Genomic DNA, 17,165 nt, shown 5'->3' with positions numbered 1-17,165 from the left:
AAGCAAGCTTAATAAAGCTTGCTTTTTTTGATTCATCTAATCATAGATATTCTAAGTTTTTTAGCAATTTATCCATTATTGCTATATCGTATCAAACAGAATTTATTTTTTAATAAATTTATGATATTCAGTATTTTCTTTATCAACAATTCTAAGGATATATAATCCTGATTTAAGTAAACTCACGTCTATTGATTTTTCAGAATCGAGCATTCCTTTCATGAAAATCTTCCCTGTTAAATCTACAATTAAGAACGCTTTATTTTCATTATTTAAATTTCTATAATGTAATCTATCTAGTACTGGGTTTGGGTATATTGTACCAGAACGTTTCGTGTTACTAATGGTTGATTTTATCGTGTTGGAAGTCACTCTATTTCCAGAAGCAGATACACAAAAAGGGTTTAATGAAAAATACATATTATTAGTTAAACCTGTTGATGGAATTATAACCTGACTGCTACCAACTAACTCAAAATCTTGAACAGCAGCTGGTGAGGAATAATCAAAGAAATCAAAGTAATATGAACCAGGACCTATTGCTATAGTCTCTATCAATGTACTATTTCCTGGAGGTGAAAAATAATATTCTTGCTCTACCACAGAATTAGTTGTTGCATCTATAATTTCCCAAAAATAAAAATAAGAATTCGAATTACTTGTGTTACTAAAGTTAATGGTTAGCGTTAGGTTCCCATTCCCACCTGTACATTGTATTGTTATTGGTGTTAGTACATTTACAGTATTACTAGAATTAGAATCAAAACCAGCAGCATCAAAAGCTACTACACGAAAATTATAATTGGTATTTGGTGTCAAATTGGTTAATGTGTGAGATGTATTAGTAACCGTTTCAAGGTATACGAGGCCATTATATATTTTATACCCTACAACCCCAATACCATCTGTTGAGGCCGTCCAATTCAAGTCAGTTGTTGTTTCTGTCGTATTTGAGCTTGTAAGATTTGTTGGCGCTGTTGGTCCAGTGGTATCATACCAAATACTATCTATATTGCTTAATCCCGAAATTTTACCAGCAGCATCAAAAGCTTGAACTCTAAAATCATACATTGTATTACTTAACATGTTTTGTGGAACATTATAACTTGTGGTATCAGAAACACCTATTAAAGATCCGTTCCTATAGATATTATAACCGAGTACGCCAACATTATCTGTTGAAGCATCCCAAGATAGGATTCCAGAGATTACATAATTTGAAGTTGTATTAGTTGCAACAAGATTTATAGGAGTTGTTGGTGAGATATAATCTGTTGGTTGTATGAGTAAGCCAACAGCTTGCCATGCTTGAGCAGTAGCTATATGTTCTGGTGAATTTGGACCGAATAATTGGATGGCTGCATAAATTGAAGTTTCAACAGTATAATTATAATTAGAGGTTGGCGTTAAATATAACGTTAGATTTCTATACGCAATTTCTGCAGCTTTTTGAATTCCAATACCATTTACAGAATAGCTTAACCCATTATCATTGGTACCAGTTCCTCCTACAGCTAAAAGGTAAAACCATTTGTTATGCACACCAGAGTTAGAATGCACCCCAAAATTATCATTAGATGTGGTTTGCCAATATTCACCTAAATAAGTGTCTGGATGTAATTTAGTTTTAGGATTACTCATAGACCGCAAACCACTATTAAAGACATCGGCACCGCATAACCAGTCGTTACTTCCTAGAGCATGATGCTCCACCATTTCACCAAAAATATCAGCGTACGATTCATTAATAGCGCCAGACTGATTAGAGTATATTAAATCTGCAGTATGATCAACAACAGCATGCGAAAACTCATGTCCAACAATGTCTAAGGATGTTAATGGACCAATATTTTGAGTGTTACCTGCAGAATAATGCAACACATCTCCTGTCCAATAGGCATTGGCATTTATGGTTTGAGGTGTAATGTAAGATTTAATAAGTGCGGCATTATCATCAAAGGAATTACGGTTATGCTCTTGAAAAAAATAGTCATACGCTTTTTCAGTCCCCCAATGTACTTGAACAGCGGCATTATTTATATTATTGAAGTTTGCTGTAGAACTTATAATATCTGTCGCATTTTGTACGCCATTAGTTGCATTAAAAGTTTGTATGCCACTTCCAGTTGAAGTTGTTTCACGCAATCTATAGCCACCTAAAATTTGATCTGCTGTAAAATCTTGTGTGTTATTATAAACCGTTGTTCCAGATGCTTGGGCATTAGTATGATGAATTTTATTATTTTCAAAAAAAACTTCTCCTGTATGCGCATCTACATATACATCAGCTCTATATAATGGCTTTTCTGCATAGATATCAAGTCTGAATGCCAACCTATCAACAGTAGTAATGTTCTTCATTTTAGGAAAAACTACTAATGTAGGTTTAGGTCCATCATAACCTATTTTATTAGTTAAAGATTCATAAAAATTTGTGGAGTTAACATGGCCTTTAGCTATAGAAATAGCATTACTTTCGGAAATGGTAGGTGCTGTATTAATATCAGTAATTGGGAAATAGTCTCCATTGATGGCAGATATCATTTTGTTTTTTAAATGTGCTTTGTATATCCCAAATTCAACAGGGATAGCATTAAAATACTGCTGAAATGTTTCATGTAGGATTCCAATTTTATCTGTTTTAGAATCTACTTTAACAAATTTAGTGTGTTCAGGTGATTCAAAAAATTCTTGTAATAAATTAGACCTGTTTTCAAAATTTAATTTAGAAGCCTCATCGAATTTTACAAATTGAACAACACCTTCTTCATTAACAAAACGAGAATCTATGGAAGCCGATAAAGACTTGTCTTGAGCATAAACAATAGAAACTACAAGCTGCAATAACAAAATAAACTTAATTTTTTTCATAATGAATTGGTTTTAAATGGATCTCTAAAACCAAAGTAGTTAGATTACATATGCTATAAAACAGGGAATCTATTTTAGTTAGGTTTTAAGCAGTATGCGTTGGGATTGATTTAATATGCGTAACCGCTAAATTTCAAGCTGTAATTTTAATCCTGAGTTGTTGAAATAAAAAAAGGAAAATGATTATAACGCCATTCTATATTATAATTTGTCTTGTTGTAAAATAGGTTTGAACAAGATCTAATTCATAAACTTTATGAAGCTTTTAAAACCAATTGTTCTAATTCGCTAAATGCTTTTTTTTGAAAACCATATAGCAAGGCTTGTTTAATAACACCTGTAGCAATTTCAATAATATTTTGACGTGCCTTAACGCTCTTACCAAAGTATGCGTTCATCAATTTATTAGGAATGACATAATTGATTTTTACAGTGTCTTCATTTACAAAAAAGACCTTTATGGCATGCATCGAACTTTTTTTAACTACGATGCAATGTTCCATTTGTCCATTAGAATCTGTACGAATTTCCCAAGTATCATAAATTTTGGAACAGCGATAAACCGATTCATTTTTAAAAAAAGTACACAGTTTATCTAAAGAATTATACGCGCTTTTTACTTCTATTAAGTTTTCCATTAATTGAAATGTTTGGGTTTAATTTATACCTAAATGTATACGGAACTATTGAAAGAGAAAACAAAGAATGCATTTCTGAAGTTTCAGAATAAATAAACGCAATACTTGACAGCATATTCGATAAAAAAGTACCGATTAGCCTTTATTCCAATTTAAAAATGTAGCGACAAAATGCTCTTTTTTTCGTGATGACACAGGTATTTTTTTTCCGTTTTTTAAATAAATCACACCTGATTTTTCATATTTATCTATGTAATTTAAATTGACAATAAACGATTGATGTGGACGAATAAAATTTGTAGCAGTGAGTCGTTCTTCAAACTCCTTTATTGTTTTTGAAACCAAATATTTTTTGCCATCACTACAATAAAACGTAGTATAGCCTTTATCTGATTCACAAAATAGAAGTTCATTTAAATCGACCACTTGAAAGCTATCATGTAGCGAAAGTATGAGTTTCGAATCTTCACCAGCCCAAGCCTCTTTTACAGTATTAATTTGCTTCTTTTGTTCTTCAACAGGAAGGCTTTTAACTTTGTGAAGTGCCATTTTAAGATCTTCAACATCTACAGGTTTTAAAATATAATCTACGGCTCCAATTTTTAAAGCTTTTAGTGCATATTCTTCATAGGCCGTAATAAAAATGATTTTAAAAGTTAGGTGTTCCGTTTGTTCTAAAAAATCAAAAGCAGTGCCATCTAAAAGATTTATATCTAGAAATATCAATTCTGGCTGACATGCATTAGCAACAATAACGGCATCACTAACCGCTCCACACTCTCCTATTACTTCAACCTCAGTATCAATTAAAAGTAATAAATTGAGTAGCGCTTGTCTTATATATGCTTTATCTTCTACTATTAATGTTTTCAATGCTCTATGAGTATTTTATGTGGAATGACTAAAGTAACTATTGTTCCTTGTTCATTGTATTTTTTTCGGTCTTCGATGGTTACAGAGCCTTTCATCTTGAAATCTTTGGATAATATTTTTAATCGATCGGAAGTAATGACCGTGGATAACGATTTTTTATGTTCATTTTTATCATGTCTTCGCGATTCAACTCCTACTCCATTATCTGTAATTTTACAGATCATGCTTTTATCTAAATATCGCAATCGAATATCTATTTTTCGGTTTTCCTTTTGGTCTGCAAAGGCATGTTCTATGGCGTTTTCAACAAATGGCTGGATAAGCATTGGTGGGATTTCAAATAATGGAACATCAATGGTGTCTTCTACTAGCACAGTATAATTATAAGCCTCATTTTCTAAATTTTGAAGTGCTAAGTAGTGCTGTATTGCAGCTAATTCTTGAGAAAGTGAAACTGCCTTATCTCTTGAGTTTTCTAGAATAATACGTAGTAATTTCGAAAATTTTGAAAGATAATAAACAGACTTTTTTTCTTCTTTATTTAGTATCATTCCTTGCAATACAGACAATGAATTAAAAATAAAATGTGGTGTCATTTGTGAGCGCAGTAGCTTTTGTTCGATTTCTATATTTTTTGCTTTTGATTTTATATTAGTGAATTTCAAATAGAAAATAATTCCTCCTAATACTATTGAAACCAATAAAAAACCAATAATTGCCCATAAATAATTTTGTTTTGATTTTGCTAAATTTTTATTAGTGGCTGCTACAGTTTTCGTGAGCTGTAATTCTCTAATCCTTGCAGCATCTATGGTTTGCTTATATTTATAATCATACTCTAACTGGGTTATTTTTTCAATATTTTCTTTATTAAAAAGACTATCGTTTATTTTTTTAAATAGTTGATGACTTTCAAATGCTTTTTTATAATTTCTTGTTTCACTATAAATAGTTGCTAGAGCACCTGTTGCTAATTTTTGCTGTGCTAGAAGCTCCATGTCATCGGCAATTTCCTTACCCTTTAAGGCATGATCTAAGGCTTTTGAATAATCTTCAAGTAAAACGTAAGTTTGTGCTAAACCAATAGAAGAATGACAGATATATAGCTTGTCATTGTTTGATGAACTTAATTCTAAGGACGTCTTGAAATGTTTTAAAGCAATTTCAGGCTGCTTCATTTTCAAATGTAAATCCCCAAGCTGAAAGAGTACGGCAGATAATTCTACTTTATCATTTATTTCTTTACTTATAATCAAAGACTCTGTCATTAAATCTAGTGCTTTCGGAAATTCTTTTAAATCGGCATAAACAGATCCCATATTAACCAAACAACTGGATATCTGTATTCGATTCTCTAATTCCCTATTGAGTTCTAGTGATTCTTCAAGGTATTTAAGGGTTTTATCGTACTGTTTTAGTTCATTATACACCGCACTCATATTATAGGTGACTAAGGCTATGCCACTTTTGTTATTGTCCTTTCTATGTACGCTTAGAATTTGATTAAAATATTGTAATGCTTCAGAATACCTACCTTGGTTAAGACAAATAATAGCAATATTATTTAAGGTGCCTAAGCTTAATTTTTCTTGACCCAATTCTACTCTTATAGCATGCGATTGTTTATAGAAGTTAATTGCTTCATCGAAATCTCCTTTTTTATAGTTAGTGACTCCCAAATTATTTAACATATCGGCCTGATTTAATAGATCACCATCCTCTCTAAAAATATGAAGTAGTTTTTCGTAATAAGTCAAAGCTTTATCTAGATTACTATTACGAAGAGCAATTTCTGCCAAGCAGATATAAGAAGCGTTAATACAAGCCTGATTGTTAATCTCTTCACACAATTTAAGTGCTTTGTTAGCAAGCAATTCTGCCTTATCTTTTTCTGACTTTTTTATATGGTTATAACCAAACCTTATGTAACTTTTAGCTTCACCTCTTTTGAAATTAAGTTGCTTGGCAAGATCTAATGCTTCTTGAGCTTTTTCATCCGCTTTCACAATGTCAAAACTAGAATACCTATAAGCTAGTTTATTCAATAAATTCACCTTAGTAGTATCGTTTTGCTTATGATATCGCAATACATTTTCTAAGCTATCTATAACTTTCTCCTGTGACAAAGCAAGTGTCGAATAAGACAAAAGGAGTATAAAAAAGAGAAATGATGTACAATTGAATTTCATAATGAAAACAGAACTAGTTTAAGTTTAATAACGATATAACCTTTTACAGTAATCTATAAAAACGAAAAGATAAGATTTATAATAGAAACAAAAAACCAAGTTAATGACAAACCGCAAGTGTTTTAAGTAAAACGCTTACGGTTAGTTCTTGACATGAAACAAAAAATTATCCCTCAATTAATTAATAGCGCCAAGACTTATTTATTTTACAAACTTTTTAACAAGTCTACCTTGATCAAAAGTCAGTTCTAAAATATAGATTCCATTAGACATATAGCTTATTGGAATACTGCCTTCTTTACCTGTAGCAACTTTAGCTCCTGTAATACTGTAAATGGCATAGGTTTTAAGTTGAGCCGAACCAGATGAGATTATTTTTATGTCATCAGTAGTTGTTATTACTTTTACTTGATTAGCTAACTCGAAATCTGAAGTGCTTAAAGCTGCATCTTCAGTTACCGAGTTAAAGTCTGTCCATAAAGCACCAGGATCTGTAACATAAGCTCCTGTTGTACCAACAGGTATATGCAAATTAATATTACTTCGATATACATCAAAAGTATCTGTGTTAGGTGCACCAGTTGTAGCAATTATAGGTGGAACTAAACCTTCACAATAAACATCTGTTATTAAATGACTTCCAAAAGTAATAACACCAATATTGGTAACACTTGCTGGTAAGGTAATGATTGTTAAAGCGGTAAAACGGAAAACATAAGCTCCAATGTTTGTAACACTATTTCCTAGCACAAGAGTCGTCATATTATTGTTCTGCACAAAAGCACCATCGTCAATAGTAATAACACTATCAGGAATAGTAACCCCTTGTAAATCGTTAAATGCAAAAGCAGCTTCGCCTATATTTATAAGATTATTAGACAGTATAACACTCGTTAATTGATTACCATAAAAAGCTTCAATATCAATATTTGTAACACTATCCGGAATAGTAACACTAACTAAGTTGTTGCCTTGAAAAGCAGAATTCTCAATACTTGTAACACTATTTGGAATAGTTACACTTGATAAATTTTTGCCATTAAAAGCATTAAAACCAATGATCACAACGCTGTATTCAGTACAGGCACTACTAACCGTAGCAGGTATATTAACATTAGTGCCACCAGCTGTGTTATAATTTGTAATTGTGACTTCATTATTTGGAGTAGCATTAATTTGATATGTTATATTATCAAAAACAAATGTACTGCCTAGTACTTCTGTAACTGTATTAAAACCAGTCCATTCTGCTCCAGGGTCAGTTACATAATCTGCTGTTGCTCCATCTGGTATGTTTAAATTGATACCACTACGATCACTAGCAAATGTATCATTAGAATTAGATTCTGTTATAATAGCTGGAGGTGTTGTAGCTTCTGAAGAAATGCATGTAATTAAATTATCTCTAAAAGCGGCAAATCCTATAGAAGTAACATTACTCGGTATAGTAATACTGGTTAATAGATTATCATCAAAAGCTCTTGCTTCAATGGTCGTAACACTATTTGGTAAATCAATAGTTGTTAAATTATTATTGTAAAATGCATTAAAACCAATAGTGGTGACATTATTACCGATAATCGCACTTGTAATAAAATTAACTGAAAAAGCTTGATTCCCTATGGTCAAAACATTGTCACCAATTATAACACTGGTTAGTCCTTTAGAAGTAAAAGCATTATTAGCTATGCTGGTAATACTGTATGTTTCCATTGGACTGTTTGCATCTTCAAATGATGACATTCTCCCAGAAACATTAGGTGTAACTGTTGCAGGTATTACAACATCAGTACCGCCATTAATATTATAGTCTATAATAGCAACAGTATTAGGTGTAGTTGAAGTAACTGAATACGTGATAAAATTTTCAATAAAAGTTTGCGAATACCCTATTCCAATTGTAAATAGAGTCATTAAAAAAAGTAGTGTTTTTTTCATAATAAATAGGTTTTATAAGTTTATATAAAGCCAAAGTAGTTTTATGAAACACACTAAAAAACAGGGAATCTTTTTTTGTGAGGTTTTAAGCCATAAGCGTTAGGATTGAATACATATGTGTTTATGAACACTATTAAACTGCTTAGTAATTGTCAAAAAAACAAAATAACTCAACATATAGTGATGACATTTTTAATGCTTAGCGATGACATTAAAACCAACAAATTCTATACTCATGAAAAAATTTATGTACTGTTTACTTATTTTTACCTCCGTTTTATTTGCCTGTTCATCAGATGACAGCACAAATGACCAAATGATGGATGGCGATCCACAAATTTTTCACTATTCACTGAGAGTAAATGGTGATGGCTTTAATGACGAACTTTTTAGCTTTTATAGAGATTCTATTGAAAGCAGTAATATTGGCTTGAAATTCACCTCTCGCGATAATCCCAATAATAGCTTGTACTTTGTTCTTCCTAGTCCAATTGACACCTTTCAATATGGCATTGCACCTTATGTTAATGGTGAAACAAGTGTGTCAAGTATCATTTTACAAGACAATGGTATTTATCTGTCTCAAGACGGAAATGTCTTTATAAGTGAAATTATAACTGATGGAAATTGCACAACTATTAAGGGGAGTTTAAATATCAATTATAGACGTCAAGATAATGCACCTGGTAATATAAATGTGCAAGGATCTTTTGAAGTTCCAACCTCGTCTATTTGTGATGAATAAATTGGTCTTCTTTGAAATTAAAATATTGAGTTTGTTCTAATTTGTAGATTTAGAGGTTGGTAAGAAATATTCTCATATCAAATGCGAATGCAAACCTCTAATTTCACAAACGTTTTACACTTTTTTGACATCTTTTGTTAAAACGGATTGATTCTATAAAACTATTTTTAGCATAAATTAATCAAACACATTTTATGCACGTTTTAAAATCAAGTCTATCGGTTTTCTTTAAAATTTTATTTGTCATAGTATCTATGGTTCTTCTAACCTGTCATCAAGACAAGAATGTAGATACCAATATAACAGACAAAGCCAATAAAATTGATGAAATCGTAAATCTATTTGATGAGTACGACATGTTTAATGGTGCAATACTGGTTGTTGATCAAGGTGATCTTGTTTACAAAAACGGATTAGGATTCGCTAATATGGAATGGGATATTCCTAATACTGCTGCTACCAAATTCAAAATTGCATCGATGACCAAATCATTTACAGCCATGTTAATTATGCAATTGGTAGCAGAAGGCAAATTGGATTTACACACACCAATTTCCACCTATTTAAAAGACTATCCTAAAACAAATGGTGATCAAATAACAATTCATCACCTTCTCACCCATTCAGCTGGTTTTAATCATGGTGTTGATGATAAAAAATACAATAAACCAGAAGACATGGTCAATCAGTTTTCAAGTGTCCAACTCCAGTTTCCTCCAGGATCCAGTTTTGGATATAGCAATAATGGATATACATTACTAGGATATATTATGGAGATGGTAACCGAAAAATCTTATGAAACGCTATTGAAAGAAAGAATATTTGAACCTCTTAAAATGAAAAATTCTGGATTTCATAAACACAGACCACTTATAAAAAATATGGCTTCCGGTTATAATAAAGGTTTTGGCGAATTCTACGATAGTGATGCTTCTGATAAAACTACAGCCTATGCTGCTGGTGCAATTTATTCTACTGTTGAAGATTTGTTTCTTTGGGACCAGGCAGTCAGTAATGAAAGCTTACTCCCAAAAATGTATATGGATCTTATGCTCACAAAACACATCATAGATTCAGAAGAAGGTGGACATTATGGATATGGTTGGGAATTTAAAAATAAAGCTATTGGTAATACTAAAGATACTATTGAAACCATTGGTCATAGTGGTTCTATTGACGGTTTTAGAGCATTGTATACAAGAATTCCATCTCGAAATGCTTCAGTTATTCTCTTAAGCAATTCGAGTCGTGCGTTTCATAGGTCTATGACGAAGGCAATTACAGGAATATTATTTGATAAACCATATGATTTTCCTTTAAAACCTTTAGCGAAATTTATGACTGAAACCATTAAACAAGAAGGCATAGAAAAAGGTGTTCAGTATTATAAAAAGCATAAAGATTTACCAAATTACTATGTTAACGAACAAGAACTCATTGTAGAAGGCTATAAGTTACTACATGCTGGAAATGCTAAAGATGCAGCTGAAGTCTTTAAACTTAGTACTGAAATCTTTCCAGAAAAAGATAACCCTTATGATAGTTATGCCGAAGCACTTAGAGCATTAGGACAACGCAAAAAGGCCATTGAAAATTATAAGAAATCAATAGACCTTAACCCAAAAAATAGGAATGCCAAAAACATGCTTAAAGAAATGGGTGTTTCATATGATGTGAATCTACTGCAAGCAGATTTTACTTGGGGAAAAGAGATTATTACATTTCCCATTGAATGGGCTCCGAAAATGACAGTTAAAGGGTTCGAAGAGTTACGATTTGCTCCAAAATGGTCAGATGCAAAACATGAAGATTTTTGGTCATTGGTTATGGCATGGAAAGTAAGTGCTACAAGCGAAATTACTATAGACGAATTACAAACTAATCTTGAAGCATACTATGATGGGTTAATGACACCTAATCATTGGTCTCAAGAGTTTCCTAAACCTAAATTAGAACTTTTTGAGCTTATCAAATCCAAAACTAGCACAGAATTTAAAGGACAATTGACGATTTTTGACGGTTTTCATACTGGACAAATGGTCACTCTAAATATTTTAGGTCGTCAGCAGCTATGCGAAGTAACAGGAAAATCAATCATTGTATTTAAGTTTTCACCTAAAGCTTATAATGACTCTATTTGGAAAGAGCTAAATAAAATTAAACTAAAAGACAATGTTTGTCGGTAGCACAAGCTTATTATTATAACAAATAAAAAAGCCCATCAATATTGATGGGCTTTTTATTAAACTTGAAGTATATGTATTAGATAACTTTTACGTTCACTGCGTTTAATCCTTTGTTTCCTTCTTGAAGATCAAATTCAACTTGGTCGCCTTCGCGAATTTCGTCAATTAATCCTGAAATGTGTACAAAGTGATCTTTGTCTACGCCTTCTTCAGTGATAAAACCAAATCCTTTGGCATCATTGAAAAATTTTACTGTTCCTTTACTCATTGTAATGTAATTTAATTTATAATACTTATTGAATTACAAATATGATGCCATTTTTCGGGCTTACCATACATTAATTCACTTATTTTCAATTTATTATAAATCAAGTCTTAAAAATTCATTCAAAAATTAGCTACTGAAAGACTGAATTTGGTAATATGTTTTTAGATTATAGTCACTCTAACTTTTTTCTTTTTCAACCGTACATTGTTCAGTTTCAACACCAATGCATCAGCAATACTAACAGGTACAGCTACAAATGCACAGTCTTGTTTTAATTCAATAACACCCAACTGGTCTTTTTGAATAGCACCTTGTTTAAAAAATAGTCCTGCAATATCTCCTTTTGAAATTTTGTCTTTTCGACCACCAGAAATAAATAAGGTTGTCCAAAATTCTGGCTTACGATTTCCTCCACCCTTAGAAAGCATCTGAACTTTAGGTTTACCTATAAACTCAGGGAAAACCTCTTGGTCACCTTTTATTACATACGCTGTGCCTTTAGAATCAACTCTGGCAGTTCTACCATTTCTATGTGTATACTCTTGCAAAGCAGATGGGATTTCGTAATGAATAATGTATTTCATTTCTGGAATATCAATACCTCTAGAGGCCAAATCACTCGCTATAAGGATGGAAACACTACGATTTCGAAGTTTTATTAATGCACGCTCTCGATCTTTTTGCTCCATTCCCGCATAAAAACAAGTATGAGCAATTCCTTTTTTATCTAAAAACCGACTAAGATCTATAATACGTTCTTTTTGATTACAAAAAATAATTCCAGGATCATTACCCAAATGGTTTAATAAATCGACAATAGTATTGTGTTTGTTTTTAGATGGCGATAGAACTGTTTTCACTGTGAGTTTTGTACTTCCTTTGTCTTTAAGCCAATTTAAAGTGGTAGCATTAGCCATTTTTAAATAACTTGGAATTGCAGTGCCTTCAGTTGCAGATGTCAATATACGTCTTGAAATATGCGGTAAATAACTCATAATACTTTTCATCTCACCACCTGCTCCAACTTCTACCGAAATATCAAACTCATCAATAACTAATGTTTTTATATGCTTTGTCGTGAAGCGCGCTTGTTCTAAATGATCAGCTAAACGTCCTGGAGTTCCTATTAAAATTGCTGGTGTATGTTTGAGTTCTATTTTATCCTTTGAAATCGCTCGTCCTCCATAAATAGCATTGGCTTTATATCCAGAACCCATTTCTCTAATAACCGACTCTATTTGTATGGCCAATTCTCTTGAAGGAACAATAATTACGGCTTGTACATCTTCGCATTCTGGATCTAAAAAGTCTAATAATGGTAATAAAAAAGCTAAGGTTTTACCAGTTCCAGTAGGTGATAATAATATGGTATTAGTTGTATTTTTTATAACATCTAAAGCTTCAAGTTGCATTGGATTTAAAGCATAGATATTTAATTTTTCAAGTATATCTTGCTGAGCTTTTATAGTATTTGCCATATTATTCAATTGCTTTTGTAAACCATTATGATTTGGTTTAGGTAATCTTAAACCGAAACATAGGTTTTAAAGATAATTTTTACAAAGGTAAGGATACCGTTCTTGGCATAAGAACAAATTTGTAGGCAAGATGTTGAAATATTAAATAAAAAAAACTGTCGCTAAAAATTTATAGCGACAGTTTAATTACTAATTATTAACTAAATACTTACTCAATTATTTTATAATTAGTTTTTGAGTTTTTGTACTATTTTTATTAGATACTTTAATTACATAAACACCTGAACTAATTGATGATACATCAATTGTATTCGTTATGTTAGATTGCTCTAATTTTTCATTTAAAACTAATCTACCTTGAATATCATATAACGTTGCATCTGTAGCCTCAGTTAACATCCCTTTTATGATAATGTCTTCATGATTTTCATTTGTATAAATGACTAATTCATTAAGTGTTTCATTAGGATTTAAAGATAAAGTGTCAGCAGAATATCTCAAAAAGAAACGACCAGCACCAACCATATCCGTTGTTGGAGTGAACGTATAATCTGAAGTATTCAATAATGTTAACGTATTCTCCAAAGTATCTTCTAAATATATATTAACATTCGCAGGTACAGGAGAATACAAGTTCTCTTCTAAACCAATAGTTAACACTGTTCCAGCCAATGCTTTTACACCCACAGGAACAATAATATCATTGAAATCAAAGTATGGTAAAGATTGGATTGCAATATCCAGTCCTTCATTCTCTTCCACTAAATTAGTAAAGATTGTGAAGCCAGCTTCTCCATTTCCACCATAGGCACCAGCATCATAACCAGAATCTAATCCTCTAGAAGTTCCTTCAATAAAATAAATTCGCGTTTTAGCTGCATCAGTGGAACTAGTTAATGAAAGCTTTGTTAATGCCACATCTAAACTACTTGCTGCACGACCTTGGATAAAGTCATCAGAAGATCCAGAACGTCTCATAGAAGTTGTATAATCAACTAATCCACCTCCTGCTTGAGACTTCACAAAGAATCCTTGTCCTGGCGCAATTAATTCAGTTACCTCACTATCAGCTATTGTTGCTAAATTCCATACTACCCATCCATTGGTAGCACTACCATCATAACCATAAATGGCTTGGAAAGGTCCAGCAGAATCAAACTGTGATAGATTCAAATTAAAGAAGGTATCAAAATCCAAATAACTTGAATATGGGTTACCTATTAAATTCCATGCTTTACCAGCTACTGCATCAGTAATAGGAATATCTAAAACATCTGAACTCAAAGGAGATCCTGTATAAATTAATCTATTGCCATCAATAGTAGCTGCTCTATAACCAACTCCTGATTGCAATACAGTTCCTGCATTTGCAGTAATATCATAGTTTACATATTCTCCTGCTACTGTATCGTAAGGTCCATAAGCTCTTAAATCACCTTGTTGAGGTAAATTTAGATTTGCACCTGCAAAAGGACCAAAAGTTTGTCCAGAAAGCGGTGGAGATGCTAAATCATTTGTACCCACAATAGCTGTCATTCTATGATAATTTACAGTTCCAGTAATTGTACCATCAACAATTAAACTAGGGAATGATGTAGTTTGAGAAAACAACGTTGTTGAACTTGTTGTCACAGTCACCCCAGAATTAATAGTCATTGAAGTTCCGGCCTGCATTGTAAGATCTTGACATTCTAGATCAGCAGAGACTACAAGATCACCATTGATGATATTAATATTATCAATAGCTCCTGAAACACCTGTTGGGTCACTTGGTGCCCATCCATCATTATATACATAATTTACAGGTAATACTGGGATTTCTGATCCTTGTACCGCTCTAATATTATCGACATACACGGTGAAATTTTCTGGAGGATTCCAACCACCTATTGCCCAATTAGGGAAAAATGCGATTTGTGAGTATTCACCATTTGGAAGATTTTGGCCATCTACAATTTGGTCAAACGTAAAAGTCAAAGTTTGCCAAGCTCCATTTAATGTAGCATAACTTAATTCGGAAGCCGTTGGTGCAGCAGCAGGTGCGTTTATAAGATCGTCAAGTCTTACTAACATTGAGAAATCTTGCGTAGCATAGACATCTACTTCAATAGTTACATTACTAGATAAATCCATAAAGTAATCCTGCATAATGACATTTGCTTGTTGCCATGATTCTCCTGAATCGGCAGAAATAATTTCTAAAACTGTATTAGAACCATTTAAAGGATCTGGAATAACATTTGCAGCTCCAAGACCGTTTGACGTAGTTACTTCAGGTGATCCTTCAAAATCTTCTAAGAGAGTTAATGATGGCGGTGGTATACACATAGGGCTTGTAATATTTGCACTTAATGAACAAGAACCACCATCAGCTGTATCGTCAACGGTTACCGTAATATTAGTACCTTCTGTAATTCCAGTTACGGTTATCGTACCTGAAGCAACAGCATTTGGATCATCTCCACCAACTGTTCCTGATGACGCAGTAACAATATAAACGTTACCATTTAAACCATCAGAAAAATCAACCGTAGCTGTGTACGTATCGTCAGTTGCTCCAGGTCCTGTTGTATCACAAGTAGCACTCGTACTACCTAAGGTAGTTGTACATGTTGGACCTGTTATATCTGGACCTTGAACTATATCAATATAAGTTGTTGTAATCGTAGAACAGTCTGGTGCTCCACAAACCCATGTACCATTACCATCAGGAATATTATCCATATTGGCGTCAGGTGCATCCCATAGTTGGAAGAAATATATTTTACCATAAACACCATTAGGAACTCCTAGGCCATCTTGTGGGCTATTAAAATCAAATTCTAATGTTGCCCAACCTCCACCTGGATGGATAGCTTGAGCCGCTGAATCTGCTCCAGAAATTGGTGCACTTGCTCTTATTAAAGCATCAAAAGGTGTCATAGAATACCATTCGACAAAAACAGTTTTGTTTGCTGTTGATAAATCGAGCATATCATCTTGTAAGGTCAACTCAGCTTGCTGCCAAGGTGCAGAAGCTGCTGCTGTAATTATTTCTAATACATCACCATTATTAGATCCACCTGTAGGATCTGCTAAAACAGTTGCACTTCCAGGACCATTTACGAATGCTAATGGAGGATCAATGCCTTCAAAATCTTCTAAAATTAAAAAGTTAGGGTTACAAGGTGTACAATTTGGTCCACCACAATCTACATCAGTTTCTCCATTATTTTGAATTCCATCTGTACAAGTTTCTACTACAGGACAAGGCGCACAATTTGGTCCACCACAATCTACATCTAATTCTCCATTGTTTAAAATGCCGTCTGAGCATGTTTCTGCCACTGACTCTGGACCTTGAACAAGATTTACCAAAGTTGTTACAGATGGAGAGCAATCAGGCGCTCCACAAACCCATCCACCATTACCATCTGGAATATTATCCATATCTACATCAGGTGCATCCCAAAGGTTAAAGAAGAATAATTGTCCATAAACACCAGTAGGCACTCCTAACCCATCCTGTGGACTATTAAAATCAAATGCTAGTGTTACCCATCCACCTCCTGGGTGAATAGCTTGTGCAGCTGAAGCTCCACCTCCAACACCTGCGTCAGCTCTTACTAGAGCATCAAAAGGCGCAACTGAATACCATTCAACTAAAACTGTTTTGTCTACTCCTGATAAATCAAGTTCAAAACCTGGTTGAAATGTTAATTCAGCTTGTTGCCAAGGTGCAGATGCAGCAGCCGTTATAATTTCCAGCACATTACCATTTCCAGCACCTGTATTATCTGCAATAACAGTAGCAGTACCTGGTCCATTAACAAATGGTATCGTTGAGCCTACAACGTACCCTTCAAAGTCTTCCAAATCAGCTTGAGCAAAACCTGCTGAAGCGATCAAGAGACATAGCAAAAATGTAAATTTTTTCATGTTTTATTATCTATTTTTTAATATTAAGCACAAGAAAATGAATATTCCTCAATGAAAGGCT

Annotated in this window: 10 protein-coding genes; 2 read left to right on the top strand and 8 right to left on the bottom strand. The window is 33.0% G+C overall.

Going from position 1 to position 17,165, the window contains the following annotated elements; genetic code table 11:
* Nucleotides 1-102 precede the first annotated feature (102 nt).
* From VOI25_RS09840 to VOI25_RS09820, 5 genes are all read right to left on the bottom strand, one after another.
* Nucleotides 103-2,871 carry a M4 family metallopeptidase gene (locus tag VOI25_RS09840; protein ID WP_323788896.1) on the bottom strand — a complete coding sequence of 923 codons (2,769 nt, stop codon included), beginning with the start codon at nt 2,869-2,871 and terminating at the stop codon, nt 103-105.
* 254 nt (nt 2,872-3,125) lie between these two features.
* A complete protein-coding gene (locus VOI25_RS09835; protein WP_323788895.1) occupies nt 3,126-3,509 on the bottom strand; it encodes a hypothetical protein in 384 nt (127 codons plus the stop codon).
* 135 nt (nt 3,510-3,644) lie between these two features.
* Nucleotides 3,645-4,382 carry a LytTR family DNA-binding domain-containing protein gene (locus VOI25_RS09830; RefSeq protein ID WP_323788894.1) on the bottom strand — a complete coding sequence of 246 codons (738 nt, stop codon included), beginning with the start codon at nt 4,380-4,382 and terminating at the stop codon, nt 3,645-3,647.
* Nucleotides 4,379-6,571 carry a tetratricopeptide repeat protein gene (locus tag VOI25_RS09825; RefSeq protein ID WP_323788893.1) on the bottom strand — a complete coding sequence of 731 codons (2,193 nt, stop codon included), beginning with the start codon at nt 6,569-6,571 and terminating at the stop codon, nt 4,379-4,381. Before VOI25_RS09825 ends, VOI25_RS09830 begins: the two co-directional genes overlap by 4 nt.
* A 201-nt stretch (nt 6,572-6,772) precedes the next feature.
* Complete coding sequence (locus VOI25_RS09820; protein WP_323788892.1) at nt 6,773-8,509, bottom strand: leucine-rich repeat domain-containing protein; 1,737 nt, start codon at nt 8,507-8,509, stop codon at nt 6,773-6,775.
* A 235-nt stretch (nt 8,510-8,744) separates the two neighbouring features.
* On the opposite strand from VOI25_RS09820, the gene VOI25_RS09815 reads away from it, so the two are divergent.
* Both VOI25_RS09815 and VOI25_RS09810 read left to right on the top strand, forming a co-directional pair.
* A complete protein-coding gene (locus tag VOI25_RS09815; protein ID WP_323788891.1) occupies nt 8,745-9,254 on the top strand; it encodes a hypothetical protein in 510 nt (169 codons plus the stop codon).
* A 194-nt stretch (nt 9,255-9,448) separates the two neighbouring features.
* The gene (locus VOI25_RS09810) at nt 9,449-11,440 is read left to right on the top strand and encodes a serine hydrolase (RefSeq protein WP_323788890.1); all 1,992 of its coding nucleotides are present in this window, start codon (nt 9,449-9,451) and stop codon (nt 11,438-11,440) included.
* Nucleotides 11,441-11,516: 76 nt separating this feature from the next.
* Here VOI25_RS09810 and VOI25_RS09805 read toward each other — a convergent pair whose 3' ends face one another.
* The 3 genes from VOI25_RS09805 to VOI25_RS09795 all read right to left on the bottom strand — a co-directional run bounded on the left by VOI25_RS09805 (nt 11,517) and on the right by VOI25_RS09795 (nt 17,104).
* On the bottom strand, nt 11,517-11,708 hold the full coding sequence (locus tag VOI25_RS09805) for a cold-shock protein (protein WP_034058905.1): 192 nt from the start codon (nt 11,706-11,708) through the stop codon (nt 11,517-11,519).
* A gap of 161 nt (nt 11,709-11,869) precedes the next feature.
* A complete protein-coding gene (locus tag VOI25_RS09800) occupies nt 11,870-13,186 on the bottom strand; it encodes a DEAD/DEAH box helicase (RefSeq protein WP_323788889.1) in 1,317 nt (438 codons plus the stop codon).
* A gap of 216 nt (nt 13,187-13,402) precedes the next feature.
* A complete protein-coding gene (locus tag VOI25_RS09795) occupies nt 13,403-17,104 on the bottom strand; it encodes a T9SS type A sorting domain-containing protein (RefSeq protein WP_323788888.1) in 3,702 nt (1,233 codons plus the stop codon).
* Between the last annotated feature and the right edge of the window lie 61 nt (nt 17,105-17,165).

Origin of the sequence: Psychroserpens sp. (genome assembly GCF_034670085.1) — a bacterium.
Lineage (GTDB): Bacteria > Bacteroidota > Bacteroidia > Flavobacteriales > Flavobacteriaceae > Psychroserpens.
This window is presented reverse-complemented; position numbering and strand designations above follow the sequence as displayed.

Coding starts and splice junctions, on each gene's coding strand:
- VOI25_RS09805 (WP_034058905.1), bottom strand. CDS start 11,708: ATGAGTAAAGGAACAGTAAAATTTTTCAATGATGCCAAAGGATTTGGT.
- VOI25_RS09810 (WP_323788890.1), top strand. CDS start 9,449: ATGCACGTTTTAAAATCAAGTCTATCGGTTTTCTTTAAAATTTTATTT.
- VOI25_RS09835 (WP_323788895.1), bottom strand. CDS start 3,509: ATGGAAAACTTAATAGAAGTAAAAAGCGCGTATAATTCTTTAGATAAA.
- VOI25_RS09840 (WP_323788896.1), bottom strand. CDS start 2,871: ATGAAAAAAATTAAGTTTATTTTGTTATTGCAGCTTGTAGTTTCTATT.
- VOI25_RS09820 (WP_323788892.1), bottom strand. CDS start 8,509: ATGAAAAAAACACTACTTTTTTTAATGACTCTATTTACAATTGGAATA.
- VOI25_RS09815 (WP_323788891.1), top strand. CDS start 8,745: ATGAAAAAATTTATGTACTGTTTACTTATTTTTACCTCCGTTTTATTT.
- VOI25_RS09800 (WP_323788889.1), bottom strand. CDS start 13,186: ATGGCAAATACTATAAAAGCTCAGCAAGATATACTTGAAAAATTAAAT.
- VOI25_RS09825 (WP_323788893.1), bottom strand. CDS start 6,571: ATGAAATTCAATTGTACATCATTTCTCTTTTTTATACTCCTTTTGTCT.
- VOI25_RS09795 (WP_323788888.1), bottom strand. CDS start 17,104: ATGAAAAAATTTACATTTTTGCTATGTCTCTTGATCGCTTCAGCAGGT.